Source organism: Methanolobus sp. ZRKC2 (assembly GCF_045291185.1).
GTDB lineage: Archaea > Halobacteriota > Methanosarcinia > Methanosarcinales > Methanosarcinaceae > Methanolobus.
This window is the reverse complement of record NZ_CP146980.1, coordinates 1,927,238-1,953,167: the sequence shown is the minus strand read 5'-3', so window position 1 is coordinate 1,953,167 and position 25,930 is coordinate 1,927,238. Positions and strand designations below refer to the sequence as shown.

23 protein-coding genes are annotated in these 25,930 nt (G+C 41.1%); 19 read left to right on the top strand and 4 right to left on the bottom strand.

Features of this window, described 5'->3' with window-relative positions; all coding sequences use genetic code 11:
* Window positions 1-55 precede the first annotated feature (55 nt).
* From V7O62_RS09190 to fhcD, 9 genes are all read left to right on the top strand, one after another.
* Entirely contained in the window at window positions 56-1,114 is a 1,059-nt protein-coding gene (locus V7O62_RS09190; RefSeq protein WP_406656005.1) for a GNAT family N-acetyltransferase, read from the top strand.
* 52 nt (window positions 1,115-1,166) lie between these two features.
* Window positions 1,167-2,255, top strand: a complete 1,089-nt coding sequence (gene dinB, locus V7O62_RS09185; RefSeq protein ID WP_406656003.1) for a DNA polymerase IV — start codon at window positions 1,167-1,169, stop codon at window positions 2,253-2,255.
* Window positions 2,256-2,264: 9 nt separating this feature from the next.
* Window positions 2,265-3,119 carry an ion transporter gene (locus tag V7O62_RS09180; RefSeq protein WP_406656001.1) on the top strand — a complete coding sequence of 285 codons (855 nt, stop codon included), beginning with the start codon at window positions 2,265-2,267 and terminating at the stop codon, window positions 3,117-3,119.
* Between the two features lie 186 nt (window positions 3,120-3,305).
* The gene (locus V7O62_RS09175) at window positions 3,306-4,907 is read left to right on the top strand and encodes an ATP-binding protein (RefSeq protein WP_406656000.1); all 1,602 of its coding nucleotides are present in this window, start codon (window positions 3,306-3,308) and stop codon (window positions 4,905-4,907) included.
* Window positions 4,908-5,016: 109 nt separating this feature from the next.
* Window positions 5,017-6,921, top strand: coding sequence for an anaerobic carbon-monoxide dehydrogenase catalytic subunit (gene cooS / locus V7O62_RS09170; protein ID WP_406655999.1), 1,905 nt, complete (start codon window positions 5,017-5,019; stop codon window positions 6,919-6,921).
* 317 nt (window positions 6,922-7,238) lie between these two features.
* Window positions 7,239-8,609 (top strand): monomethylamine:corrinoid methyltransferase, encoded by a 1,371-nt coding sequence (locus V7O62_RS09165; RefSeq protein WP_406655998.1) that lies wholly within the window; start codon window positions 7,239-7,241, stop codon window positions 8,607-8,609.
* Between the two features lie 129 nt (window positions 8,610-8,738).
* Window positions 8,739-9,920, top strand: a complete 1,182-nt coding sequence (locus tag V7O62_RS09160; protein WP_406655996.1) for a Cdc6/Cdc18 family protein — start codon at window positions 8,739-8,741, stop codon at window positions 9,918-9,920.
* 220 nt (window positions 9,921-10,140) lie between these two features.
* Complete coding sequence (locus V7O62_RS09155; protein WP_406655995.1) at window positions 10,141-11,817, top strand: hypothetical protein; 1,677 nt, start codon at window positions 10,141-10,143, stop codon at window positions 11,815-11,817.
* Between the two features lie 162 nt (window positions 11,818-11,979).
* Window positions 11,980-12,873 (top strand): formylmethanofuran--tetrahydromethanopterin N-formyltransferase, encoded by an 894-nt coding sequence (gene fhcD, locus V7O62_RS09150; RefSeq protein WP_406655994.1) that lies wholly within the window; start codon window positions 11,980-11,982, stop codon window positions 12,871-12,873.
* 458 nt (window positions 12,874-13,331) lie between these two features.
* Here the strand turns inward: fhcD and V7O62_RS09145 are convergent, their stop codons facing one another.
* Together V7O62_RS09145 and V7O62_RS09140 are read right to left on the bottom strand one after the other, a co-directional pair.
* On the bottom strand, window positions 13,332-13,550 hold the full coding sequence (locus tag V7O62_RS09145; RefSeq protein WP_406655993.1) for a hypothetical protein: 219 nt from the start codon (window positions 13,548-13,550) through the stop codon (window positions 13,332-13,334).
* Between the two features lie 149 nt (window positions 13,551-13,699).
* On the bottom strand, window positions 13,700-14,575 hold the full coding sequence (locus V7O62_RS09140; RefSeq protein ID WP_406655992.1) for a hypothetical protein: 876 nt from the start codon (window positions 14,573-14,575) through the stop codon (window positions 13,700-13,702).
* Window positions 14,576-14,923: 348 nt separating this feature from the next.
* On the opposite strand from V7O62_RS09140, the gene V7O62_RS09135 reads away from it, so the two are divergent.
* On the top strand, window positions 14,924-15,292 hold the full coding sequence (locus V7O62_RS09135) for a hypothetical protein (protein WP_406655990.1): 369 nt from the start codon (window positions 14,924-14,926) through the stop codon (window positions 15,290-15,292).
* Between the two features lie 432 nt (window positions 15,293-15,724).
* Here V7O62_RS09135 and V7O62_RS09130 read toward each other — a convergent pair whose 3' ends face one another.
* Window positions 15,725-16,027, bottom strand: a complete 303-nt coding sequence (locus V7O62_RS09130) for a winged helix-turn-helix domain-containing protein (RefSeq protein WP_406655989.1) — start codon at window positions 16,025-16,027, stop codon at window positions 15,725-15,727.
* A gap of 862 nt (window positions 16,028-16,889) precedes the next feature.
* On the opposite strand from V7O62_RS09130, the gene V7O62_RS09125 reads away from it, so the two are divergent.
* The 9 genes from V7O62_RS09125 (at window position 16,890) to V7O62_RS09085 (ending at window position 24,430) form a co-directional block, all read left to right on the top strand.
* On the top strand, window positions 16,890-17,624 hold the full coding sequence (locus tag V7O62_RS09125) for an ABC transporter ATP-binding protein (protein WP_406655988.1): 735 nt from the start codon (window positions 16,890-16,892) through the stop codon (window positions 17,622-17,624).
* A 6-nt stretch (window positions 17,625-17,630) separates the two neighbouring features.
* The gene (locus V7O62_RS09120; RefSeq protein ID WP_406655987.1) at window positions 17,631-18,881 is read left to right on the top strand and encodes a COG1361 S-layer family protein; all 1,251 of its coding nucleotides are present in this window, start codon (window positions 17,631-17,633) and stop codon (window positions 18,879-18,881) included.
* Window positions 18,882-18,908: 27 nt separating this feature from the next.
* Complete coding sequence (locus tag V7O62_RS09115) at window positions 18,909-20,174, top strand: ABC transporter permease (RefSeq protein ID WP_406655985.1); 1,266 nt, start codon at window positions 18,909-18,911, stop codon at window positions 20,172-20,174.
* A 150-nt stretch (window positions 20,175-20,324) separates the two neighbouring features.
* Window positions 20,325-20,924: a transglutaminase family protein gene (locus tag V7O62_RS09110; RefSeq protein ID WP_406655984.1), complete on the top strand. Its 600-nt coding sequence runs from the start codon at window positions 20,325-20,327 to the stop codon at window positions 20,922-20,924.
* A 24-nt stretch (window positions 20,925-20,948) separates the two neighbouring features.
* On the top strand, window positions 20,949-21,308 hold the full coding sequence (locus V7O62_RS09105; RefSeq protein ID WP_406655983.1) for a nuclear transport factor 2 family protein: 360 nt from the start codon (window positions 20,949-20,951) through the stop codon (window positions 21,306-21,308).
* A gap of 133 nt (window positions 21,309-21,441) precedes the next feature.
* The gene (locus V7O62_RS09100; RefSeq protein WP_406655982.1) at window positions 21,442-21,882 is read left to right on the top strand and encodes a universal stress protein; all 441 of its coding nucleotides are present in this window, start codon (window positions 21,442-21,444) and stop codon (window positions 21,880-21,882) included.
* Window positions 21,883-22,118: 236 nt separating this feature from the next.
* Window positions 22,119-23,423 carry a hypothetical protein gene (locus V7O62_RS09095; RefSeq protein WP_406655981.1) on the top strand — a complete coding sequence of 435 codons (1,305 nt, stop codon included), beginning with the start codon at window positions 22,119-22,121 and terminating at the stop codon, window positions 23,421-23,423.
* 133 nt (window positions 23,424-23,556) lie between these two features.
* Complete coding sequence (locus V7O62_RS09090; protein ID WP_406655980.1) at window positions 23,557-23,877, top strand: DMT family transporter; 321 nt, start codon at window positions 23,557-23,559, stop codon at window positions 23,875-23,877.
* A 58-nt stretch (window positions 23,878-23,935) separates the two neighbouring features.
* Window positions 23,936-24,430, top strand: a complete 495-nt coding sequence (locus V7O62_RS09085) for a GbsR/MarR family transcriptional regulator (protein ID WP_406655979.1) — start codon at window positions 23,936-23,938, stop codon at window positions 24,428-24,430.
* Window positions 24,431-24,505: 75 nt separating this feature from the next.
* Here V7O62_RS09085 and V7O62_RS09080 read toward each other — a convergent pair whose 3' ends face one another.
* Window positions 24,506-25,921 carry a TraB/GumN family protein gene (locus tag V7O62_RS09080; protein ID WP_406655978.1) on the bottom strand — a complete coding sequence of 472 codons (1,416 nt, stop codon included), beginning with the start codon at window positions 25,919-25,921 and terminating at the stop codon, window positions 24,506-24,508.
* Between the last annotated feature and the right edge of the window lie 9 nt (window positions 25,922-25,930).

Sequence of the window (25,930 nt, the reverse complement as noted above, 5' to 3'; positions counted from 1 at the left end):
TTCATTTGGGGACAATATCTTAACTTAGCATCTAAAACAAAACCGGGGGATTCGAGTGGCTAATATCAGGCCTTTCAGCGAAGAAGACAACAAGACTCTTTTAAGCATTGAGAAACTGTGTCCGCAGGGTGACGAAAGACTTGCAATGGTAATTGACAAAGGACCGGAAATCACAATAAGGTATGAAATCTATGACAACTGGCAGATAATGGTGGCTGAAGAGGAAGGCCAGACTGCAGGCTGGATAGGTTGGACGGTGAAACAGCATCCTGATGAGCAATACATCTATATGGCAGAAGTGATGGTCCACCCCGATTTTCGGAGGAAGGGAATAGCTGTCAGTCTCATAAGGGAAGCCGAAGAGCAGGCAAGAAGCATCAATGCAACACATCTTTACTGTTATGTATATGCCCACAACCAGGCTTTCATCAGCCTCCTGGAAAAACTGGGATACATCCGGAAAAAAGAGATAATGGTATGCGAGATGTCAGCCTACAGGAAAGAGGAGACCGACCGGAAATATACCCTGGAGCGTATCGAAGACAAGGATCTTCCCGAGGCTGTAGAACTGCTGAATCGTTATTATGCGGGAAGGACTCATTTCAGCCCCTTCACTCCTGAAAGCTTCCGGGAATATGCAAACAGGATACTCGGATATGGCCTTGAGAATTTCCTGGCAGCCAAGGAAAACGGAAAGATAGTTGCATGCGGTGGTTTCTGGGATAGCGCCGTCCTGATGGAGATGGCCTATACAAAAGAACCGATTCTCTGGAAAACCATGTCAAAAGTGTTCGGAATGCTCAGGCATTTCACAGCTATGCCGAAAGTTCCTGAAGAAGGCGAGTATTTCAAGTTGCGCTTGATAGTCGACCATGCATTCGAAACCGGATACAAGGATGCTATGGAGGAGATACTGGGATACTGTAATAACATCCTGTACGATGCAAAGTGTGATTTCTTCGGAACGTATATAGATCCGGATGATGATTTCCTTGAAGTAATAAAGCATCACAGACCCCAGTTTGAGAAAATGTACCTCTACGCCAGGCCTGTTGCAAGAAAACTCACGGACTTTGATTCCCTGTATGTGGATTGCAGGGATGTCATACTATAGACTCGTATCAAAAAGAGTTAATCATAAAAACCTTCCTCCCTAAATACTAGCAATGCAACGCGTGATCATCCATGTTGACATGGACTATTTCTATGCCGCCATAGAGGAGCGGGAGGACCCTTCCCTTAAAGGTAAAGCGGTAGTTGTCTGCATGTACTCTAACCGGGGTGAAGAAGGCGGGGCTGTGAGCACCTCTAATTATGTTGCAAGAGAAACAGGCATTCGTTCTGCCATGCCATGCAGGCAGGCAAAGGCCTTGAATCCCGATGCTGTGTTCCTTCCGGTACGTAAGCAGTTCTACGAAGAAGTTTCTGACAGGGTAATGGAAATACTGCGCTCCAGTGCCGACAGCGAAGAATCTTTTGAAAAAATAAGTATTGATGAAGCTTTTCTTGAGATCACCCATTCTTCAGATTCTGATTTCGAACACGCAAGAAAAATAAGCATGAAGATAAAGGAAGAGATTAAAGCCAGGGAGAAAATTACCTGCTCCATAGGTATCGGCCCCAATAAGCTGATAGCCAAAATGGCATCCTCTTTCCAGAAACCCGATGGTATCACTATTGTAAGACCTGAAGAAGTCCAAAATTTCCTGAAACCCATGCCTGTGAAAAAACTCTGGGGAATAGGCAAAGTTACCGGAGAAAAACTTGCTGAAATGGGGGTCGAGACCATTGATGACCTGGAAAAACATGATATACTGGAACTTATCAATGCCTTCGGAAAGAACAGGGGTACATGGCTCAAGCAGGCTGCATCCGGCATCGATGAAACACCTGTTAAAGAGAGAACAGCAACTGACCAAATTGGCAGGATGGCATCTCTTAAACATGATACCCGTGATGAGAATATGATATTCTCGTTGCTTGACGAACTTGCCGGTGATGTGCTATCCAGAGCAAAATCCCGAAAGGTTAGTTTCAGGTCAGTGACCGTAACAGTTATTTTATCAAATTTCAAAACATCTACAAAGAGCCGTACTTTCAATCATCCCGTCTCAGATATGGAATCCCTTCACAAAAGCGCAAAAGAGATGATGCAGCAATTCCTTGAAGAAAGCACATCAAACTTCAGGCGTATCGGGGTACAGGTGGGAAACCTTCACGAGATGGCAGGACAAAAAAGCCTGTTTGACTTCTGAGGAAAAAGCATGCCTGAAACGAATAACGCAAATAGGAATAACAGGCCGGGTGGCGCAAAGTGGAGAGCAGCAATATACGATATTATCTTCGAAGCCGATACACCGGCTGGAAAGTATTTTGATATCCTGCTCATCATAAGTATACTTCTAAGCGTCCTTGTCGTGATGCTGGACAGCATCAACTCCATTAGAGAAGTTTACGGTGAGATTCTCTATTACCTTGAATGGTTCTTCACAATTATTTTCACCATAGAATATTTTCTGCGCCTTATATGCGTCAGGGACAGGATCAGGTATGCCACCAGTCCGCTTGGAATCGTCGACCTTGTGGCAATAGTACCTACGTATTTGAGTCTCTTCCTGCCCGGCAGCCAGTTCCTGCTTGTTATCAGGGTGCTGAGAGTACTGAGGATATTCCGTGTCCTCAAGCTGGTCCATTATGTCAGTGAAGCGGAAATGCTCTCCAAGGCCCTGCGTGCCAGCAGGCAGAAGATCACAGTCTTTCTGTTCACAGTGATCACCCTTGTAATAATACTCGGGTCCCTGATGTATCTCATAGAAGGAGAAGAAAACGGTTTCACCAGCATACCCACCAGTATCTTCTGGGCAATAGTAACTCTTACAACCGTGGGTTTTGGGGACATAGTCCCCCAGACTCCTCTGGGGAGGATTCTGGCGTCGGTGATAATGATACTCGGTTACAGCATAATAGCTGTCCCGACAGGTATTGTGACCTCTGAAATCAGTTTTGCTTCCATTGAAGAAAGAAAAAAAGCGGGGCCGGAAAGAACCTGTGCACAATGTGGGAATTCAGATCACGACAGTGATGCTCTTTTCTGCAAACACTGTGGTACAAAGGTCTGATATTGATCCCGGGATCTTTCTCTACCTGTATATTTATCATCATCATCATCATTCCTTTTTATACGGATACGTATAAATAAGAGAACAGGACAACTTTTTTCCAGCACTAACCAGTCACACAACTCCGTTATGCTACTTTAACATGAAAACAAGCTAAAAAGAGGGATCGGTATCTCAAGTTATGAAATGAAAGACGGGGAGGAAAAGAACTTCCAGCTCGACCTGCTCAGGAAAGTACTTAGTTCGATCCAGGACCTTGTTGTAGTTATAGACAGGGATCTGCGTGTTGTGACAAGTAACTGGAAAGAATGTGATTCGGTTCCCCCAGTGGATAAACAGGGGCATCCTTACTGTTATAACTGCCTTATGAAGCGCAGCACCCCATGTGAGCCATGCCATTTGCTTGAGGTCTTTACCACCGGCAAATGCAAGAGATTTGAAATTGAGGACCCTCTTGACGGAAAGAAAAAGGCTATCGAATTGTCCCCTATTTTTGACGATGAGCATCATGTCACTATGGTTGTAAGGCATTCAAAAGACATCACCGAACGTAAAAATGTTGAAAAAATATTGAAGATGAGGGAACGCCAGCACGCAGCAGTCGCAAAATTAGGCCAGCAGGGGCTGTCAGGAATGGACCTTGACCTGCTCATGAAGGAATCTGTCATACTTGTAGCACAGACACTGGATGTGGAATATTGCAGGATAATGAAACAGGAAAATGACGGAAACTATGTGATGTTAGCAGGGATTGGCTGGGAAAAAGAAGACGAAAAAACCGAGGAACTTTCCCAAAAAGAGAATGCCAACGGACAGAACATACTCTGCTATACCTTGTACAATGGAGAATCATCCATTGTTGAGGACGGTGAAACAAAGGACAAGTTCAGCGGTCATTCATTACTCAGGGATCATGGTATGGTAAGCGGTATGGATGTGCTCATTGGTTGCAAAGACAAGCCTTTCGGAACTATGAATGTCCATACGACCCAGAAACGAATGTTCACAGAAGACGATATACATTTTGTCCAGTCCGTAGCCAACGTGCTTGCAGAATCAATCAGCCGCAGGGAAAATGAGGAGAGACTGGAAAAATACGCAAAGGAACTCGAAGATACTGCGGAACTTAAGGTTCTTTTCACTGATATTCTCACCCATGACCTTCTCAATCCTGCCAACATCATTCGTGGATTCACTGAGGAACTAATCATCCTTGAGGATGATTCGGGCAAAAAGAAACTACTCAATAAGGTCCACAAGAACAATGAGAAACTAATTGAGATGATGAAATCGGCTGCAAAGTTCATTAAACTGGAATCTGTGGATGATATCAGATTTGAAGAACAGGATATCGTACCGATAATGGAAAAGACAATAAGGGGTTACCGGAACGATATTGATAAAAAAGATATTACTCTCGTATTCAATCCGACATGCAAGTGCATGGTAATGGTGAGCCCCCTTATCGAAGAAGTCTTCATCAATCTGCTCAGTAATGCTATCAAGTATAGCCCTGAGAAAGGAAAAATAGTTATCAGTATTACGGATCAAGGGGACGAATGCAGAATTCAGATCACTGATTTTGGTCCCGGTATCAGTAACGAAGATAAGCCGAGGATATTCGAGCGATTCAAGCAGGCAGATAAAGGCAGCGTTAAAGGAAGTGGCCTTGGACTTGCTATCGTAAAAAGAATCGTTGACCTTCATAAGGGAAATGTCGGGGTCGATGACAATCCGCTCGGCAGCGGAAGTATCTTCTGGGTCAATCTGAAAAAGACCAGACGATAGCTTTCGGTTCTGACTTAATATCCAAAGAGTTTTTATTCTACACTACCCCAAGTACACATAGGTTTATGGTAAAGTGATTTGAATCAAAGTAAACCAGTGGGGAATTAATGTGGAAGATGAAAGAATATCATATCATGACTCAGTGCGAACAGTATACAGAAAGATAAAAAAAGACGGTATGACAAATGTCTGGGACCGATATGAGGCTCAGGGTTTGGGAGGCAACCCGGACAGGAGATGTACTTTTTGCCAGCAAGGTGTACGTTGCGACCTCTGTTCCAACGGACCATGTCGTGCTGACGCTGCAAAAGATAAGAGAGGGGTTTGTGGTATTACAGCGGATGGAATGGCAATGCGTATGATGCTTTTACGCAATGTGATGGGAGCATCCACATATCACTATCATACCACCCAGACAATAAAGACCCTGAGAGCAACCGCAAAAGGAGAAACTCCTTTTAAAATCAGCGAGGAAGGAAAACTGAGGAGCTTTGCAGGCAGGCTGGGTATCGATGCAAACGGTGATTTAAATGATGTTGCACTGAACTTTTGTAATTTCGTTGAAAATGATTTTAACAGGGAATATGGGCAGCCAAGCAAAATAGTCGAAATGCTTGCACCTCAGGAGCGCCAGGAATTATGGAAAGAACTTGATATTTTCCCTGGTGGTATCTATACTGAAATGATGAGGGCAACAAGTTCCTCTCTGACCAACGTTGATGGTAACTACGTCAGCCTGGCACTCAAGGCAATGAAGCTTGCAATTGCAATGGCCTACCAAAGCCAGATAGTTAATGAATACTGCCAGGATGTTATCTACGGTATTCCCAGACCGCATAACATGCGGGTGGACCTGGGTGTACTTGACCCCAATTACGTTAATATACTGCCCAACGGCCACGAACCTTTCCTTGGCTTTGCCATGGTGCAGCTTGCAAGGGAGCAGGAATGGCAGGACAAGGCAAGAAAGGTTGGCTCAAAGGGACTTCGAATCATTGCCAACATCGAGACAGGACAGGAAATGATCCAGAGATGGGAGATGGATGATGTGTTCTATGGATTTACAGGAAACTGGATCATGCAGGAAGCAATACTTGCCAGTGGCTGTGTGGATGTCTTTGTATCCGATATGAACTGCTCCATGCCTATTGATCCTCTTTACGCCGAGAAATATAAATTCAAGCTCATACCCGTGAGCGATCTGATTTCATTCGAGGGAATCACGGAGCGGATAGACTACATTCCTGAAAAGGCAAAAGAGCAGGCTGGCAAACTCCTTCAGATGGGAATTGATAATTTCAGGGAGAGAAGATCATCCGTATCAGCGGTCACAGGCCTGCCTTTAAGAGAAGCTGTTGTGGGTTTTTCCACTGAAAGCATTCTTGATGCACTGGGTGGCAAACTCGATCCCCTGCTTGATGCCGTAAAGGATGGAACACTAAGAGGGGTAGCAGGCATGGTTTCCTGTACAACTCTCAGGGACACCGGACATGATACACACACAGTCAATGTAGTAAAGGAGCTGATAAAGCGCGATGTACTGGTGCTTTCAATGGGATGTGGAAATGGCGCCGTACAGGTTGCAGGATTGTGCAGCCCTGAAGCAAAAGAATATGCCGGTCCTGGTCTCAAAAGCATTTGCGAGGCGCTCGGAATACCTCCTGTTCTGAGTTATGGTACATGTACAGATACCGGCAGACTGGCTGACCTGCTCGCTGCAGTGTCGGACGGGCTGGGAGGAGTACCATTGCCCGACCTTCCGGTTGTTGCCACAGCTCCTGAATACATGGAACAGAAAGCAACTATAGATGCCGTATTTGCACTTGCACTCGGCCTTCACACACACGTGAATCCGGTACCAACCGTGACCGGGGGACCTGATCTGGTAAAACTGCTCACTGAAGATTGTAAGGAAATCACCGGTGGATTGTTGAATGTTGAAACTGATGCTTCCAAAGCAGTTGACTTAATGATGGAACACATCGAAGACAAACGTGAGAAACTGGGAATCTGATGATTCCCGGCTACCCGCTCTCACAGGCCTGAACCAAAAAAGCGGGAGTAACAAATTTTGATATTTAGATAGAAAACCATAGTTGAAACTGTAGGTAATGTTTACAGACTGTACAATAGTTTGTATAAAATGAGTATTTGAAATAAGTATATTTTTGAATTAAATTTAGACATTTCCATGTGAAAATAGGTGTTTTTATATCACGTGGAAATGTATATATATTTCCATGTGAAAAATGGTATAATTACGGCACATGGAAGAAATGTACAAATTGCTCTATGTGAAAAGCGGTAGTATAAAGACAAGCAGGTGAAATCATGAGTGATGTCTACAAATACTTGAAATATGCAATGACAGGTGACAAAAAAAGTGAAAATCAGCATGATATGTCAATTTTCATGAAATCTGAAGAATTAGCAAAAAAATATGAAATCGAGTACGATCCAAATACCTTTGTACCTACAGATTATTCAATGGCTGACTCAGTATTTGAAGCCGCAGTTGAATTGTTGACATCTATCGGAATCTATTGTATTGACACAAATAAGTCAATCCAAATCGATGAAGAGGACATACGCAAAGCTACCAAATCTACAGAGACACTGGAAATCGGTCGCCTCAGGGAAAAAGTTCTTGTTCCGAACAGGTACATGCAGGATACGGAACCACCAATCATAATTGGCGGACCTATGGGAGGTACGGTCTCTGAAGAGAATTTTTTAGAGGTGCATCTCAGTTCTGCAAAGGAGCCTATTGTTCAGGGAATTTATGCCGGTGCAATCGAGAATATGGGTCACAAGAGTATACAAGGCAAAACCCCTATGGAGATGCTGGCAGCATTGAAAGAAGCAAGACTGGAAAGGCTTGCCACAGAACTTGCGAATAGAGAAGGTATGACATTGATGGGACCAGGTACACCGACCATATCTCAGGCATACATGCTTGTATCAACAGACAAACTGTATTCACCTTCTGATGTTCAGGAAGTCTATCAGCTTGATGAACTAAAGACAGACTTTGAAACATTTTATAAATCTATTTTTCACATAGAAAGAGGTGGCAATTTCCTCACCGGGCAATGTCCGATATTTGGAGGACCAAGTATTGGATCTCCTGCAGGTCTTGCTATTATTGACGTTGCAGAAACCATACAATCAAAAGTGGTGACAGGGGCAAACCTGCATTTGTCAGGTGCTGTACATATAAATACCAATTCTTCTTCAACAAAGGAAATCCTTTGGGCATCCAACCTTTCATCAATTGCAATTTCCAGAAACTTTCATCATTATACAGGAAGATACTACTGGAACCTTGGAGGATGCTGCACTGACATGATGTTTTACGAAACTGCTGCCCAGGCAATAGGAGATACGGTTAGCGGCAGAGATGTTCTGGTTGGACCAGTAGGTGCACGTGGTGCAGGTGCCGATCATTCCACAGGTCTTGAATCAAGGTTTATGGGAGAAGTTGCCCATATGGCTACGGATCTATCTGCAGATGAAGCAAATTATATTATCGGAAAGATCTACTCAAAATATGAGAATATGCTAAATGCAGCACCGGAGGGAAAACCATTCAGCGAGTGCTATCTGGTAGACTCAGAATATGAGATGCGGCCAACTGATGAGTATATGCAACTATATATGAAAGTGAGTAATGAAATAAAGGACTACATGTCAATTGAATGAACAACGAGTGAGTTTTATAAAAAGTTGGGTGAGAAAAGAATCAAAACTTTGGCATTCCTCCATTTTGCCACACACAAATTGTCAGGTTCTTGACCCAACTTTTTATCCTTGATTCAATAGGTGATCCCTATGAGTGAGATATTTAACGTCGAATCCAGCATCTTCGAAAAAAAAGCAGTTCTTTCGGAACAATATCTTCCTGATAAATTGATTGCAAGAGATCAGCAAATCAAGGAAATTGCAAAGCAGATTGAGCCTGCTCTTCACAAAGGAGTTCCGGGAAATGGATTGATCCTAGGGGAAAAAGGTGTTGGCAAGACAAGTGTTGTTAAGTATGTAATTAAGGAGTTCACTGGTATTGCAGCAAAAGATAATATAAGTGCCAAGGTCATTTTTCTTAATTGTGGTGTCACAAACACAACCAGTCGTATAATTCTTGAAATTGTTCATCAGGTAAGCCCCGAGTTGCAAGTTCCTAAAACCGGTTTATCTTTGAATGAATACTACAACATTCTCTGGCAGGCACTGAATGAAAAACAGATATCCATTATCATAGTTCTTGATGACATAGAAATGTTGAAAAACTTCGATGTTCTGCTCTCTCTGAGCCAGGCTGGAGAAAAAATGTGCATCGGAAATGATGTGCATATAGGGATTATTGGAATCTCGAATGACCTTTTTTTCCCGGAAAAATTACCTTCAATCCTTGTTCAGTCTTTTAATTACAAGGAAATGATTTTCCCCCCTTATAACGAGAAAGAAATGGAACAAATTCTGGAAGCTCGATCTTCTATTGCTTTCAAGGAAGAGATAATTGATGAACATGTAATACCAACATGCATTTTACTCTCCCGGAAGAATGGTTATTCCTACAAAGCAATCAAACTTTTAGAGAAAGCAGGGGAAATTGCGGAAAGAAAGAAAGAGGATTTCTTGAATGATAAACATGTTTTTCTTGCAAACGATGAATTGAAAACCGAAAGTGGAATCAGTGCTTTAAAGAAATTGCCAATACACCAAAAATTGGTTCTTTTAAGTGTTGTAAGGCTTCTAAAAATACCTGATGACAAAATAACTACAGGACAGGTTGTAGCGGAATACCAGAATCTTTGTACAAAACTTGAAATCAATCCTCTTGGAAGAACCAGCGTCTCAAAGATAATATCTGAATTTGACATGCAGGATATCATTTCTGCATTCCACAGAAGCAGGGGGCGCTATGGAAAAACAAGGCTGATTAGTTTAAAATGGGATCCAAATCGCATTAAAGAAGCATTGAATTATGATTACCGGCTCAAAGACCTACAATAATTCTCCAGAGCCAGGCAATCAAAAGACATAATTCATCATTATTAAAGTTCATTTTACAAAAGTAGTTACAAAACCGCTTTTTAAAATGAATTTGTATATATGTACAATCTTTACATACATGGGTGGATTATATTATAATGTACCTTAAGAGTTAGTATTCTTCTTCATAAATGGAAAATCTTCCTTAATTTATATAAATACCAATGACATTTATATCTTCATGCAGATCCTGATAACTGATATCGTTGACGCTGCCTTGATAATGGGTGTTACTACAGTTTTTCTATTTGTTGACATTGTTGCAAAGAATCACCTGAAGATAGGACTCAAGGATATTGGCGCAGATCTGGCATTAGGCGCATTTGTCGTACAGCTTGCTTTCCTTACAAATCTGCTTACGGCTCAGGAAATGAGCTATTTTAACAATAATGTCATTCTTGCAGTCTGTTTTGCAATATTCTGGATAATATGCCTCTGGCTCCCGGGCAAGAAAGATATACTTGCTGACATGTTTTCATACACTCTTGGAGCATTCGCGCTTGCAGTGTCAATAATGCATTCTCTGGGTGCACCCAACATTACGGGAATAATAATTGTAATGATTGCCTCTCTCGTCCTGTCAATTATCGGATTCCTCTTTGCAGACCATTTGAGAGGTGAGGCGGTTACTCAAAGGTTCATTGACATCACCAGAGATATGAATGTCTATGAGATGAACGAAAGTTACCGGAAAATAGATTCAGGAAAAGCAGGTGTTGATCCACTTCAGCCCATTGTCGATATCATTCGGGGAGCTATAAGGAATGATGATACACTCACAGCTACCAGAGGCATACGTGCTCTCAGTACTTATGGTTCGGACCTGATACAGGGTCATGAGAACACTTCCCTGATCATCAGGCATCTGAACGCACACCTTTACGGGATTGCCATGCTGGCAGAAGATGAGAAGAACAGGGATCTGATAATCGAAATCATAGATGCTTTTGAAACCATAGCCTGTGTTTGTATGGAAAAGAGCATGGAAAAAACGACATTGCAGACAATTGAATACCTTCACAACTTCTTTAAATGGCATATGGACAGAAGTTTTTTCCCGGCACTTGGAAAAATTGAACTGGTCAGAAGAGCCGAAACTACAAACGACCTTTACAATGTCCTGAATAAAAAGACAATTTCCTCTCCAAGACATAAATTTGCTAAAGCCAGCGGAAAGATCGGTGAGAGAGCCGCAAGATTCAAAATGATCGAAGCTGCCGAGAAGTCTGTTGCCCTTTTAAAGATAATTGCCATTGATGCAGCATCCAAAGAAGATATCGATACACTGGAATATGTACGTACCGCGCTTGTGGATGTTGCTGCTACGGTTAAGGAGAACAAGCTGAAACACCTTGAGAAGCAGATAATCACCACCCTGAGGGATATATGTATCAAAGACGTGCAGGAATCATCCGACAGGAAGAAAAATGACTCACTTCCAAAGGCTGTTGCAGCACTGAAAGATATCGGGGAAATATTCGGGGAAAGTTCCTATCTTGATGTGACGGATTCCCTGAAAGACATAGGAATTGTTGCCGCGAGGCGACATTCGGATGCAAAGGTTTCCTATGTGATCCCTCATATAGAATATTTCTGTATACTTGCCTCGGAAAAAGAAATGAAAGAGCAGGCATCCCGGTCAGTGGTCTCAATCATGGAATTGTGCAGGGCCTCAATAAGGGAGCAAATGGTGGAATCTACTGCCAGGTCATCAAAGACGCTCGCCAGCCTGTCAAATCGGAATAACCTCAAGGTCTTTGTGAACGAAGCTGTTTTAGAACTTGGAAAATACAGAGAAATGGACAGGGAAATGTTCGCACTGTTCGAGAAGACCTATAATAACTCCGGCGGCAAGTAAAACCGGCTTTTCGAAGATTATATGTACTGTCATTGTATTCTAATATTGCTGAGTGGTTACGTTATAGATGTAACGAGCTCAAACATTGAGTTTATGCAAGTTTAAAAAGCAAGGCAAAAGGCAGGTTCAAACCTGAACTTGAGCCTGGAATAAGGGATTATCATGGAAATCAACGGAGTAGAAATTGAAGATACTTTCGCAGAAGCGTTTCCGATCAAGATTGCAAGGGTTCTCATAACCGCAGCTACAAAACGCTGGGCAGAGATAGCCGCCCTGGAAGCAACAGGATTCGGTACATCTGTTATCATGTGCCCTGCAGAAGCAGGTATTGAAAAGTTCGTGGGTCCTGATGAGACACCTGACGGAAGACCTGGTGTTTACATCCAGATCTGCACCTTCGGATACGAATCACTTGAACACCAGTTACTTGAGCGCCTCGGACAGTGTGTGCTTACGGCACCAACCACAGCTGTCTTCAATGGTCTTCCAGATGCAGAGAAGCAGTTTAACGTAGGTTTCAAACTCAAATTCTTCGGTGACGGTATGGAATCCGAGACTGAAGTTGGTGGCCGCAAGATGTACAGCATCCCAATCATGGAAGGCGATTTCCTCGTAGAAGAGAACATCGGTGCTGTTGCAGGTATCGCAGGTGGTAACTTCTTCATCTTCGGTGACAGCCAGATGACAGCACTCACAGCAGCAGAGGTTGCAGTGGACGCTATCAAGGACCTTGAAGGCACCATCACTCCATTCCCAGGCGGAATCGTCGCCAGTGGTTCCAAGGCAGGTTTCAACAACTACAAGTTCATGAAAGCAACAGCAAACGAGAAGTTCTGCCCATCCATCAGGGACAAGGTTGAAGACACCCAGATACCTGAAGGTGTAAAAGCAGTATACGAACTTGTCATCAACGGCCTTGACGAGGATTCTATCCAGAAAGCTACAAAAGCAGGTATTGAAGCAGCTATCGCAGTTCCTGGCGTTTCAAAGATAACAGCAGGAAACTATGGCGGAAAGCTCGGTAAATACCAGTTCCACCTGAAAGACCTCGTGTGAGGGTCTTTTCTTTTTCTTTTTTCAATTACCTTACAATCCACATATTTCTTCAAATTTCTTTGTTTGCGTAGTTATGAGAGACTGGAAGGAATCTCTTCAGAATATGCTTTTTGAAATTTTATCAGCTTTTGCTGGTAATCTTCCTGGCTTTCAATCAAAGTAGTTTACTTGAATGAGACAGGCAGCTACTCCCAGAAATCCTGCGATAATCAAGAAGGCTAAAAAAAGTATTGAATTTCTTTGTAGCATGTCTTTTACTAAATACTAAATCCACACATCCTACGCAATGGTCATATGTAGTTCTAATGGTTCTTCTGGATATTCGTTAATCTCAATGATCAGGAACTCCAGGCTTAGATCTTCAGGATATTCTCCTGTGACTTGTCTCTTTATTATATTATTGTCCAAGGTTACTTCGTACATATAGGTGGCTTTTTTTAGACTGACAGGAACTGGTTTCAATTTTCATCCGGAGCTACATTATATGTTTGGTTGAATTTAGAGACATTTCCTAAGTCGAGTATTTCTACTGTTACTGTATGATTTACATTGTCATTGTTTTTCATGAAATAGCCTATAGTGCCATTCTCTGGATCAGGTGATGTTGGAGATACTACAAAGGAAATGACTAAGGATATGCCGATAATTGCAATTATGCCAATGTATCCTTTTTGCATACACTATATAGAATGACTTTATTATGCAATATAATTTTTGTTAATCCTGAAATGAAAATTTAGGATTAATCATCAAAAAACTATTAAGTACTCTTCTGTATCATGAGGAGATTAAAGCTCTTTAATTAATTGGAGAAGGTATATTAAATTTACCTTCTTATTCTGATCAATATCAATATGCATAAAATGATCATAATTGACGTGAAACCTAATGTTGATTGTGTAGAAGCATCATCATTTTGTGCAGTTTCACTTTCAGAATCGTATTCTATTGGAACAGGTTCCTCTGCTAGAGCTTCATCTAATTGCACTGGCATGTCCCACACAAAAACAACCGGAATGTTACTTATGCCTGCATCTTCAAAGTGTTCATCAATTATCTGATATACCTCGCTTAGAGATGAATCATTAACAATATTCGGTGTCTCTTTATTGACTCCTACCTCAACATATCCACTATACTTTTTGAATCCATATGACAAAAGAGGGCCACCCTGCGAGAGAAAATAAGGTTCCAGATCAAAAATATACCTGGCTTCATGAACTTTCTCAGACCACTCCAACCATTCATCCTCATCAGTGAATAGCGGGACAATTCCTCTGGCAGCTACATATCTGGAACTGTTCTTTGCCTTTTGAAATGCATCTGGATCGTATTCATATATCAGATCTTCTTCATCTTCTGCCCACATGAAAACAACAGGAACTTCATTGAAACCTGTACTTTCTTCACAATGAACTTCTATTTTCTTATACAGGTGATCGATTCTGGAATCGTTGATCTCTCCTTTGTGCTCAGAGCTTAAATCAACTATTATGAACTCATTATTGCATGAAAAAGAATGTATAGCTTTATCAAATTTGTAATAAGAAAAGGAATCGGGGAGACTTGCCCAGCAATCAACAATTGTTTTCTTCCATTCTTGGTCAACTGTATCTATAAAAGCACCTCTGCTGGCTATGAAATGAGAGTCTTCTGTATACTCCTCAAATTCTTCAGTTTCAGCGCTTGCATATCCAGACAACAATACAGTAACTAATAAAAACAATATCATTGTTCTTTTATGCCGTTTTTTCCAGAATATCCTATCAGATTCATTGAACATTGTACACCTTATTTGTTATGTCTATCAACTTTACACTAATTTTTATCAAGATTTTATAAATATTTTGTGGCTGTCAAATCCAATTTATGTTATCTCATTCAATTCTGACTCTAAAGTGTGCTTCTGCTATGCAGAATATGAGTTGGACGTTATGACCATAAGCAATAAGTAAATTGCTTAATATTATAAAATTATTTTTTAGTGAACACCAGAAATCTTGATAGATAGGAAATTATATACAGACCAGAATAACGAGGAAAAAATATCATGAAAACAAGGGCTGAGACAATATTTGGAGTTTGCGGCGGTTTTTTGGGTAGCGTCATAGCTGCTTTCATATTTTATGTCACACTGGTTAATATCTGGCCGGGAGGGAGAACTATGATGTATGTTACTTCCACGGTTTTTGGATATTCTAATCCTTTCGTGATAATGTTGGGTATTGGTACAATAACAATATTATTGAGTTTGATGGGAATTGCCGGTGGAATTGTTGCTAAAACAGATCGGAGAAAAGGAGGAAAATTAATGCTGACAGCCGGTATACTTGGAATTCTCTTATTTTTCTGGATGTGGATTCTCCCAGGAATACTGCTTACAACCAGCGGAATCATGGCAATGCGAGCTAGTGAGTAAACCATACGGAAAACATCAATGAAGCTTAATCAAATGCTTTTGTTGGATAATGTGAACATTATATATTTTACCAATTTACAATGTGCTAAAAAAGAGGTCGACATGGATACCAGCGTCTGAGTAGGGATGATAAAGGAACACCATTCTACCTGCATGCTCTCAATGCAGTCTACCTTGAAGACATCGGATGGATGCCAGGGGAAATAAGGAAGGAGTGAATTCCAATTTAATCCTCCACATGAGAAGCTGGCATACAAGACAAGGATTGAAGGGGAAACGGATCTTCCAGAAACATGGGCAGAGTGACTTCCTGTTGTTGAAGTTTTAAGCAAGTATGAGAACTAAGATGAGTTTTACAAAAATCTGTCAGATATCTTACTGATATAAAAGTGAAAAAATTTGAAATATATTTGTGAGCTATGAAAATGAGGATTATAACCCGAAATCAGCCAGGAAAGCCACAAAATCCTCATATTTATCAAGAAAATTTCTGCCCCTGTCTGTCAGGGAATAGATTTTGCGTTTTTCCTTATATGGTATGGCAACAATGAGCCCTTTTTCCTCAAGGTCTCCTACATATTCCTCAAACATCTGGAAAGACAGGTTTGATAATCTCTGAAGTTTTGTTGGACTGATGGTATTGTTGGACTCGCGGATAACCTTGAGTATATCTCTTATAATTTCCAGCCTGCTTCTTTTCTGGAAGGGCTTTAAATTGCTAGAATGCGAGTCCATTTTCGAATTCCTGTAAAAATCACTAAATATACCAGGATCGTCAGTGAATTAATTATTGATTCAGCAAGAAAATAGTCCATTAAAGGATAATCCATGATGGAACCCAAAAAGTTCAATGTTAACAACAATATGAGCCCAAGATAATACGGATGGGTTATATGTCCTATCCTACCCGATAATCTTTGGTTGTGCCTTATCATCAATAATATCAATATAAAAATTATTGTTTTATAAATTATTCCATAGTAAAAGTGTTCCAGAAGTATCCCGTAGATTATCTCATCAATCAAAATGAAAAACATAAGAGCTGCAAATGATAATATTTTGAACCTTTTTTTCGTAGAGATATTATCGATCGACCTCCATAGTATTGCATAAAGAAGATGTGCTTTTGCCAGCCACAAAGAAACAACCACCACTACCAGCAAAAAAGCACACATAAGAGCCAGGAGCAGTATTAAAGCATCATTCGAATACTTCATTGCAGCTAACAAAAATACTATCATAAGACTGGAAAAATATCCAATACCAAAAAAAAGAAAAACATTTTTGAAATGCTTCAAGCCTCCATACCGGCTGGCATTATACAGCTTGGACACTTCTGTAAATATCAGCAGTGCAAGGACTGATATGAGCGAATATAACACAATGTCAAGCAGTATTTGTGCCGCAGTATACTCAGACACTATATCTGTCGATATACCAATGACTTCCTGTGCCAATAAAGAATTAGCAACATCAAAAACCATGGCAGCTTCTATATCTGCTTTAGTATATAAATAAAAGGTAGTTGAACTATATTTTTCAACTATATTTCTTACCTACTTTGCGCTCTTATACCTGATAGCGTTTATAGTGGTTCATGCCAGAACAACTGATCACTTTTAAGGATGTCTGGAAAATCTACCAGATGGGAGAAGTGCAGGTTAATGCCCTTCAGGATCTGAATGTTTCAATAGACAATGGAGAATTCGTAGCTATCATCGGACCTTCAGGAAGCGGAAAATCCACAATGATGAACCTTGTGGGCTGTCTTGATGTTCCTTCAAGAGGACAGATTTTCCTTAAGTCAAGAAACATTTCTGAAATGGAAGAGTCCGATCTTTCCACACTCAGAGGAAAAACTATCGGATTTATTTTTCAGCAGTACAACCTGATACCGGGAATGACAGCCCTTGAAAATGTTCTTCTCCCTCTTGAGATGCAGGAAATAGAAGATAGCATTGCCCTGGAAAGAGCAAAAGAAGTTCTTGAAATGGTAGGGCTCTCAGATAAGCTGAACAACAGGCCCAGCCAGCTTTCAGGCGGGCAGCAACAACGTGTCTCTATTGCCAGGTCACTAGCATGTGATCCTGAACTTATTCTTGCAGATGAACCTACAGGCGCACTGGACAGTAAGACCGGAAACGAAGTCATGGGAATTCTTCGCAAACTCTGGAAAGAGAAAGGAAAAACTGTGGTTATGGTTACCCATGATCTTGATCTTGCACAATATGCAAATAGACATATTGTTCTGAAAGACGGGGAAATCATTCACGATGAAATCAATGAAGACTTGATTGAAACTACAAACAACGGAAATGAAATTAAATGGTGATAGTTAATGGATTTAAAAAAAGTATTAAAAATATTGATCTTATGCTTCATAGTCTCAGCACCACTTATACAAAGTGCTATGGCTGTAAGTAATCTTAACGCAGGACTGACAATAGACCTCCTCAACCAGAAACCAGACCCCGTAAAGCCTGGTGATGTACTTGAAGTAAGTTTTTCCATTCAAAATACGGGATCAAATGAAAAGAAAAATGTGATTGTTGAACTTGTACCAAAATATCCTTTCAAGGAAATTTCGGGACATGGCCTGATTGACAACATTGGCACTCTGGGAAAGCGTTACGTGGATGAAAGAAGCAAGGTTGTTAAATTCGAAGTCCTTGTTGATAACAATGTCAACAAAGGCCAGTATCCTCTGGAAGTACAGGTCTATGAGAGTGGGAAAAAAGATAAAGTCTGTGTATCCCGAGAATTCAATATCTATATTGACAGTGAATCAAATGCCGAGATCGAATCTCTAAGCCTTGAAAAGCTGGTTCCGGGAAAAAAGACAAACATGTCTTTTATAATTAAAAATGTAGGAAATTCTCCTCTGAAAAATGCCATGTTTTCCTGGGAAAGTACAAATGACATTATACTTCCAGTAGGCTCAAGCAATGTGAAGTATATAAATTTCATAGATGTTGACGAAAATGTGACTGTTAACTTTGAAGTAATGACGAATGTCAACACAGTTCCAGGACTCTACAAGCTTGACATGAAACTTGTATACGATGATGTTGAAGAACTGAAAACTATTACCGAAGCCGGAACACTGGAAAACCAGAAACGTAAGACCATTGAAAGTAAAGCAGGAATCTATGTAGGTGGTACAACTGAATTTGACATTGTGTTTACAGAACAGACAGCAACTGGTGACTATTCTTTTTCAGTTTCAAATATCGGAAATAATAAAGCAAATTCAATAACAGTTTCTGTTCCCGAACAGGAAGGATGGGCCACAAACGGCGGTTCCAATTCCGTTGTAGTCGGCAGCCTCCAGAAAGGAGACTATACCCTGACAGATTTTAGTCTTACACCTGACAGGTACGACGAATCCCTGCCTTTAAAATTCCTGATATCTTATACCTCAAGTGACGGGGAAAGAAATGTGCAGGACAAGGAATTGTCCGTATTTGCATCAGAACCTGTCAATCCCGGGAAATCTGCTGGAAAAAGCATCTTGAGCACTTGGCTAATCGGTGGTCTCCTGATAATTGGAGTTGCAGGATTGCTATTCTACAAGAAGAAGAAAGCCTGATGATCCACATTAACCGGGTGTGTTTAAATGAAACCGGCAAAAATTTTCAAAATATCACTGAATATGGTCAAGGCCAACAAACTTCGAAGTTGGCTGACCATCATTGGTATTATCATTGGAATAGCCTCTGTTATGACAGTCGTCACAATAGGAGACTACTTCCAGGATCAGGTTACTGGTACTCTGGAAGACCTGGGTAGCAGTGTAATCACTATTGTTCCGAATACGCCTTTTAGTACTGAAGAAGAAGACTATGTTTCGGAAAACGAAACAAGTGATTCCGATACCAGTAGTAAATTAACCAAAAAAGATGTCCAGACCCTGAAAAGAATAACGGAGGTACAGTATATCGGTGTATTGGTCGAAACATACACACCAATAAAGATTGGATCTGAAGTGACAACGGTAGCAATAACCGGTGTTGACCCAAAGGTATGGTCTTATATGACCACAGAGAAGATCGCCCAGGGACGTATACTAAAACCCGGTGATAGGAACGTTGTTGTTATATCCGATTCACTGGCAAATGAAGCTTTCAAGAACAAAAAAATAATGCTTAACCAGATGATTCCCTTAAATGGAAATTACTACCGTGTGGTGGGCATCCTTGAAAAGAAAAAAGGATTACTTGGAGGAATAACCGGTATGTTCGGCAGTAGTATTTACATGCCATACGAAGATGTCTATAATGTCCGGGGAGACACAGACAAAACTGAGAAGGAATATGACTATATTGAAGTCAAGCTCCACGAAGGCACAGATGTAAAATCTACTGTTGATGACATGGAACAAAAAATGCTGCTTTCAAGACGGGTAAACAAAGACAATAAGGACTTTTACATCTTTTCACCAGAGAATTATGTAAAGGGAACACGTACGATAGTGACAGGACTAACAGCATTCCTTGCCTTTATTGCAGGTATATCTCTGCTTGTGGGTTCAGTAGGTGTGGCAAATACGATGTTTACCTCTGTCCTTGAAAAAACAAAAGAGATCGGTATAATGAAAGCTATCGGTGCCCGGAATGAAGATATACTTGCAATCTTCCTTTGCAATGCAGCCTTAATAGGACTGGTCGGAGGGATTATTGGTATCATTGTCGGAATTACAGCAGTACAGATTATAGTGCTGGCAGTATCAATGAAACTGGGAGTCCCATTTGAATTTACTCTAAGTTTGAAGGCAACTATAATAGCTACTATTGTTTCAATAATAGTCGGATTGATAGCAGGCTTTATGCCGGCAAAAAATGCTTCAAAGCTTAATCCTGTCGATGCATTAAGATACGATTAAAACATGTTTGATGATAAGCATCGTATTGCTTTAAACAGAGAGAATCGAGTAAATAATACCCGATTCTTTCACCTTGTTTTAGTCAGTAATTGTTTTGCCGTATATTTTTTCTAAAATGATGAAATTCTCTTGTAAGGAGCTTGATACGTTATGACAGAAATGCAAGATTATCTGAGACCAACATCCATTATCGACTTCAATCATTCCATCGTCAAGGAGAAGGCAGAAGAAATCGCAGGAGACATTCAGGACCCAGTGGAGATAGCCCGACTTTGTTTCGAATTTGTCAGGGATGAAATAAAACACAGCTACGACTATCAGCTGAACCCAGTTACCCTGAAAGCTTCCGAAGTTCTGGAATACGGTACAGGTTACTGTTATGCCAAAAGTCACCTTCTGGCAGCTCTTCTCAGAGCTAATTCGATACCTACAGGTATCTGCTACCAGCGCCTGAGCATAGATAACGATGAGGAACCATTTTGTTTGCATGCTCTTAATGCAGTATATCTTGAAGATATCGAATGGTATCGGATAGATGCAAGAGGAAACAAGGAAGGAGTGAATGCCCAATTCAATCCTCCACATGAACAACTGGCATACAAGATAAAGATTGAAGGAGAAGCTGATCTTCCGGAAATATGGGCAGAACCGCTTCCGGTTGTTGTGGACGTTCTGAGTAAGTACAAAGACTACAATGAAGTCTATCAAAATCTTCCTGATGTTCCATTGATTAAAAATAATAAATGCTGAAGTGAACTTGGAAAATAGAGTAATATGCGTCCAAAAGAACTCGTGGAAAAATGGGTTGACGCCTTTAACAATGCAGACACTACCAGACTTGCAGAAATGTATGATGGGACTGCTGTTAACCACCAGGTCCCTAATACACCCATAGAAGGTAAAGAAGCGATCCGTAAAATGTTTGAGGAAGAGTTTGCCCGGGCTGAGATGGTCTGCATAGTGGAAAATATCTTTGAAGATGGTGAGTGGGCCATTCTGGAGTGGAAAGATCCCCTTGGATTGCGGGGATGCGGCTTTTTTCATGTTGTGGATGATAAGATTATTTTCCAGAGGGGATACTGGGATAAACTGACTTTTTTAAAACAGCATAGTCTTTCAATTCCTGATGAATAGATGGAAAGATACTGCAGCATCCATCATTTCAGAATAGGAAAACAGAGTCTGACCTTAGTAAACTGAAAGGTCAAAAAATCGAGCCAACAAATATATATTGCTCAAAATCTGAGTTTAAATTGGGGGTAAAGACATGAAAGTAAAAATAAAAAAGATATTGATAGCGACCGATGGTTCCGAAAATGTAAAGAACGCAGTAGACTGGGGTATCCAGCTTGCAAAATTAAATGACGCCAAAGTCAGTGCTCTTTATGTTTTCCCACACGCATCTGTTACTATTGGTATGCGTGGTGAGATGTGGGCCAAGGGACTGAACCAGCACCTAAGAGAAGAAGGTAACAGGGCAGTGGAATATGTGGTCGACATGGGCAAAAAAGAAGGGATAGAAGTAGAACCTGTAATCATTGAAGGTGAAGAACCCACAAATGGAATCATGAATTTCGCTGCAGAAAATGATATAGATATCATTGTGATGGGAACACTGGGTAAAACAGGGTTTGAGCATATCCTTCTCGGAAGCGTTGCAGAAAATGTGATTCGCCATGCAAAAAAGCAGGTACTTGTTGTTCCTTAAGCATAAAGATAAGCCAAGCACTATAATTGAAATCCCGGAAGAATCGAATCATCTGTTTCTGAAGCATCCATACCTTTGGTTATAACCGGATTCGAAGATATTAGTCATAAGGCCGGGAAAATTGTCATTGCACCTCCATTCATTCTTTAAATTCAAAGCAAGCATGAACTAATGTTATGCTTTTAGTTTCTGGCTTGTTTAAAAGCAGTAACGATCATACTTTTAAATGGTATGCTATGGAAGAAGTAAATGAGCTGGGCAAACTTCTAAGGAATACTTCACTTAATGCTTTTATAGGATGGGTATTGGTATCACTGCTTTTTTTAGCCGGGATCACAAACCTGATGCAAGGCAGGCTGGCATGGTTCATCCTTATCGTTTTCGTTATCTGTGCTATAACAGCTCCTGCGATGCTGCTGCGTGAACCTTCTGTCATGCCCTCATGGTACTTCATTGTAATAGCAATCATGCCCATAATAGGAGGTACAACAGCTTACTATTTTTTTTCAACAGGCATACCTGCTTATTTTTCCGTGGCGACTATTGCACTACTTCTCGCAGCAGAGATTAACAGGTTCACTTTTGTGCACATGAATTACAAGTTTGCCATAGTCTTGGTAGTGATTACAACACTTGCTATATCAGGTCTCTGGCATCTTCTGCGATGGGTGATTGACATCGTTTTCGGGACTGCTTTCCTACTCGACGGCAGATCACCTGAAGCCATCAACTCTGCAATGATGCATGAGTTTATCTACGCCACAATAGCAGGAATTGCTGCAGGAATACTTTTCGGATTGTATTTCAGATCAATCGGATCCGATAGCAGTGCTGAACTTCCTCAACAGGAACATATAAAGAAATATGAATATCCTGCCCGCGAAACATCTCAGCCTATCCAAAATTTTCTGGGTTTGTCCAGCGAAAAGCAGAAGCTTGCAATAAGGATAATGCAGGGAGGACTTTTAGTGTTGCTTATAGTAGGAATGCTCCAAAGGGATATACCGACTGCTCTAAATGCTATTACGGGTTTGGCTATCACATTTATACCGTATTTTATCACACGCAAATTTGATATTCCACATTATACAGGACTGACACTGTGGATAACACTCGCCATTTTCCTGCATTCCATCGGGACTTTTGCGTTCTATGAGAGCATTGCAAGATGGGATAATATAACCCATGTCCTCTCAGCCAGCATTGTAGCAACTGCGGGGTACACAATTATAAGGGCTATAGATATCTATTCCAATGATATTTTTATACCACCAAAAGTGCTGTTCCTTTTCATCCTGCTTTTTGTGCTGGCAACCGGTGTCCTGTGGGAAATTTTTGAATTCCTTAGCGGAGGAATTAGCTCAGAATTAGGCTACGAAGCAGTACTGGCTCAACATGGTATTAACGACACAATGGTAGACCTGTTATTCAACCTGCTGGGAGCTATCCTTGCAGCTGCATGGGCAACTGTTTATCTTTCCGATATATCTTACCGGCTTGCGGACAAGTTTGAGGAAATGAGTGGCAGAAGAACAAAGTAAAACCCAGAAACCTTTCCCGATCTGCTGAATAGTTTTTCTGATACGTAGCGTAATGAATAAATATTATACATCTTTTTAACATTTAACGTTTATTAAAAGTAATAAAAATTAAAATTGAAAAAGCAGGGTCAATATGGAATGGATATACCTTATCATTGCAGGGATTTTCGAAACGGGCTGGGCCGTTGGTATGAAATACAGTGAAGGACTAACGCGATTATATCCAACGGTCTTTACTGTATTATGTCTGATCATCAGTATGTTGCTGCTGGAAAAATCACTAAGAGTGCTTCCAGTAGGAACAGGATATGCAGTATGGACCGGTATTGGTATTATTGGTACGACTATCCTTGGAATATTCCTCTTCAATGAGTCTATGGATATACTACGAATACTGTGCATTATGTCGATAACTTTGGGTATAATAGGTCTCAAACTGCTTTCAGTCAACTGAATGCTACTTGCTGCCGAAATCTTAAAACCGGAATCCACCAGAAAGGTCTGATAAGAATATGGATGAAACAGAATCACAGATACATGAGATTGGAGTTGAGATATTCAAAGGATATGGTGTTGACGAGCTCACGGCAAAGATATTATCTATCCTGAACTTCGAACCCGAGGATATCAGTCTTGAAGAACTTTCACAGAAGACAGGTTACAGTCTTGCCTCCATCAGCCTGAAAATGCAGAACATTGAGACTTTCTGGGGTATTAAAAGGAAGCACAAACCCGGCTCCCGCAAAGTATACTTCCACATGGAAAAGAACCTGCTGGATGCATTCATTCTCCAGATAAAGAACGGATACGAAACCGAGCTCAACATCGCAAATGAAAAGATAGCACCCCTTGTGAGCAAATACCGAGAAACAGCTACTTCTGAAGAGAAAAAGAAAAAGCTTGAGCTTTTTGAGAATTACCAGCAGCAAATATCGAACTTTGAAGAGGTAATCCATTTCATCTATGAAAAGGTAGATCAAATGAAAGAAAAGGACAAGACACTTTGATGTGTCTTGTGAGTAATGTTACCATCTAATAACGGAAATCTCAGGTATCTATAGAGCTAGCCAGAGATAATCCGGTTATCCCATTCCCAGAGCCATAAGCCCTGCACTCAGACCACTTTGAATTATTTCCTTTGGGTTGATACCCGTTACTTCAAGCATGACATAGACTCCCAGGAAGGTGCCTATCATGCTTCCAAGGTTTGCAAGAGCTGCCACCAGTATAACCCTGAAAAGATTGTTCTTCATCATGTCTTCAGTGGACTCGATATCCGCCATTCCCTTGAAATCGTCCGTTGTAGGGTTGCGATATTTAGCCTCTGTCAATCCGGCAAACCAGCCTGCAGCCATCATTGGGTTCAGGGATGTCAGCCATGCAACCGAAAAAGCGGTTAATACCGAATACGGATGACCTTTTGCAAGGATTGCTCCTGCAGCACTTAATACCCCATTGATAACAAACCACCAGGCAAAAGCCATCATCATCGTCTCGAGGGGTACACCTGAGAGTATTAATAATGCAAAAGTTGCAAGTGCAATACCTACAATCACAAAACCAAATACTTTCATTACACTGAAGCGTTTTTTCGGCGCTTCAGTATCATATTCAACTTTGGGAAGAGTGCTGGGATCCTTAAGATATCTCTGGATACCGGCCCTGTGTCCTGCACCGACGACAGCAACTATCTTTTTTCCTCCGCCTGCTGCAGCCCTGAGAAGATTTCTGGCCATGTAGGCATCCCTCTCATCGATCAGGACCTTGACAGCATTGGGAGAACTTTCCCTGAATTCGTCAACAAGCATGGAAACGATGTCCTGATTGGTAATGGTATCCATATCGATGTCCTTGGTACCGCCAATACCAAGTACAGCAGCAACAAGACCTGCAAGCATTTTCAGCTTTTCGATTAAACCCATCTTGCTCCAGAAGCGCTGGAGAGTTACCTGAACATTCCTGTCTATCAATAGGATTCGGGCACCGTTTGCTTCTGCAGTATCCATTGCACTAATCATTTCAGCACCCGGCTGGATGCCCATCTGGTCAGCGAATTTTTTCTGAACGTGGGCAAGCAACATGTGTACTATATAGAAGTAGATCTTGCCTTCCTTTAGTAAATCCTTCACAGGAATATCCGTGTTTTCAACATTGCCTTTCAGTGAATCGTATCTGGGCTTACACAGTTCCACTGCTACAATATCAGGCTTTTCACGCTCTATTGTGCTGACAACTTCCCTGACACTTTTCTCAGATACGTGAGCAGTTCCCACAATTATAATCTCAGAAGGAGCATTGGAAGGTGAATCAGTTGATACCTCAGTTTCCTGAGATTCTTTAGGTGTGACGACATCTTTGACAATATCGATTTCCGCCTGCTCATCCCCAATCGGAGTAGAAGTCACATCATTATCCACAGGATTAAGATCACTTGAATAATTCAATTCGTATCCATCAACTATTTCCTGTGAATCGTCAAAATTACTGGATTTTTTCAATTGATATCC

Coding starts and splice junctions, on each gene's coding strand:
- dinB (WP_406656003.1), top strand. CDS start 1,167: ATGCAACGCGTGATCATCCATGTTGACATGGACTATTTCTATGCCGCC.
- V7O62_RS09180 (WP_406656001.1), top strand. CDS start 2,265: ATGCCTGAAACGAATAACGCAAATAGGAATAACAGGCCGGGTGGCGCA.
- V7O62_RS09175 (WP_406656000.1), top strand. CDS start 3,306: ATGAAAGACGGGGAGGAAAAGAACTTCCAGCTCGACCTGCTCAGGAAA.
- V7O62_RS09165 (WP_406655998.1), top strand. CDS start 7,239: ATGAGTGATGTCTACAAATACTTGAAATATGCAATGACAGGTGACAAA.
- V7O62_RS09160 (WP_406655996.1), top strand. CDS start 8,739: ATGAGTGAGATATTTAACGTCGAATCCAGCATCTTCGAAAAAAAAGCA.
- V7O62_RS09155 (WP_406655995.1), top strand. CDS start 10,141: ATGCAGATCCTGATAACTGATATCGTTGACGCTGCCTTGATAATGGGT.
- fhcD (WP_406655994.1), top strand. CDS start 11,980: ATGGAAATCAACGGAGTAGAAATTGAAGATACTTTCGCAGAAGCGTTT.
- V7O62_RS09145 (WP_406655993.1), bottom strand. CDS start 13,550: ATGCAAAAAGGATACATTGGCATAATTGCAATTATCGGCATATCCTTA.
- V7O62_RS09135 (WP_406655990.1), top strand. CDS start 14,924: ATGAAAACAAGGGCTGAGACAATATTTGGAGTTTGCGGCGGTTTTTTG.
- V7O62_RS09130 (WP_406655989.1), bottom strand. CDS start 16,027: ATGGACTCGCATTCTAGCAATTTAAAGCCCTTCCAGAAAAGAAGCAGG.
- V7O62_RS09125 (WP_406655988.1), top strand. CDS start 16,890: ATGCCAGAACAACTGATCACTTTTAAGGATGTCTGGAAAATCTACCAG.
- V7O62_RS09120 (WP_406655987.1), top strand. CDS start 17,631: ATGGATTTAAAAAAAGTATTAAAAATATTGATCTTATGCTTCATAGTC.
- V7O62_RS09115 (WP_406655985.1), top strand. CDS start 18,909: ATGAAACCGGCAAAAATTTTCAAAATATCACTGAATATGGTCAAGGCC.
- V7O62_RS09110 (WP_406655984.1), top strand. CDS start 20,325: ATGACAGAAATGCAAGATTATCTGAGACCAACATCCATTATCGACTTC.
- V7O62_RS09105 (WP_406655983.1), top strand. CDS start 20,949: ATGCGTCCAAAAGAACTCGTGGAAAAATGGGTTGACGCCTTTAACAAT.
- V7O62_RS09100 (WP_406655982.1), top strand. CDS start 21,442: ATGAAAGTAAAAATAAAAAAGATATTGATAGCGACCGATGGTTCCGAA.
- V7O62_RS09095 (WP_406655981.1), top strand. CDS start 22,119: ATGGAAGAAGTAAATGAGCTGGGCAAACTTCTAAGGAATACTTCACTT.
- V7O62_RS09090 (WP_406655980.1), top strand. CDS start 23,557: ATGGAATGGATATACCTTATCATTGCAGGGATTTTCGAAACGGGCTGG.
- V7O62_RS09085 (WP_406655979.1), top strand. CDS start 23,936: ATGGATGAAACAGAATCACAGATACATGAGATTGGAGTTGAGATATTC.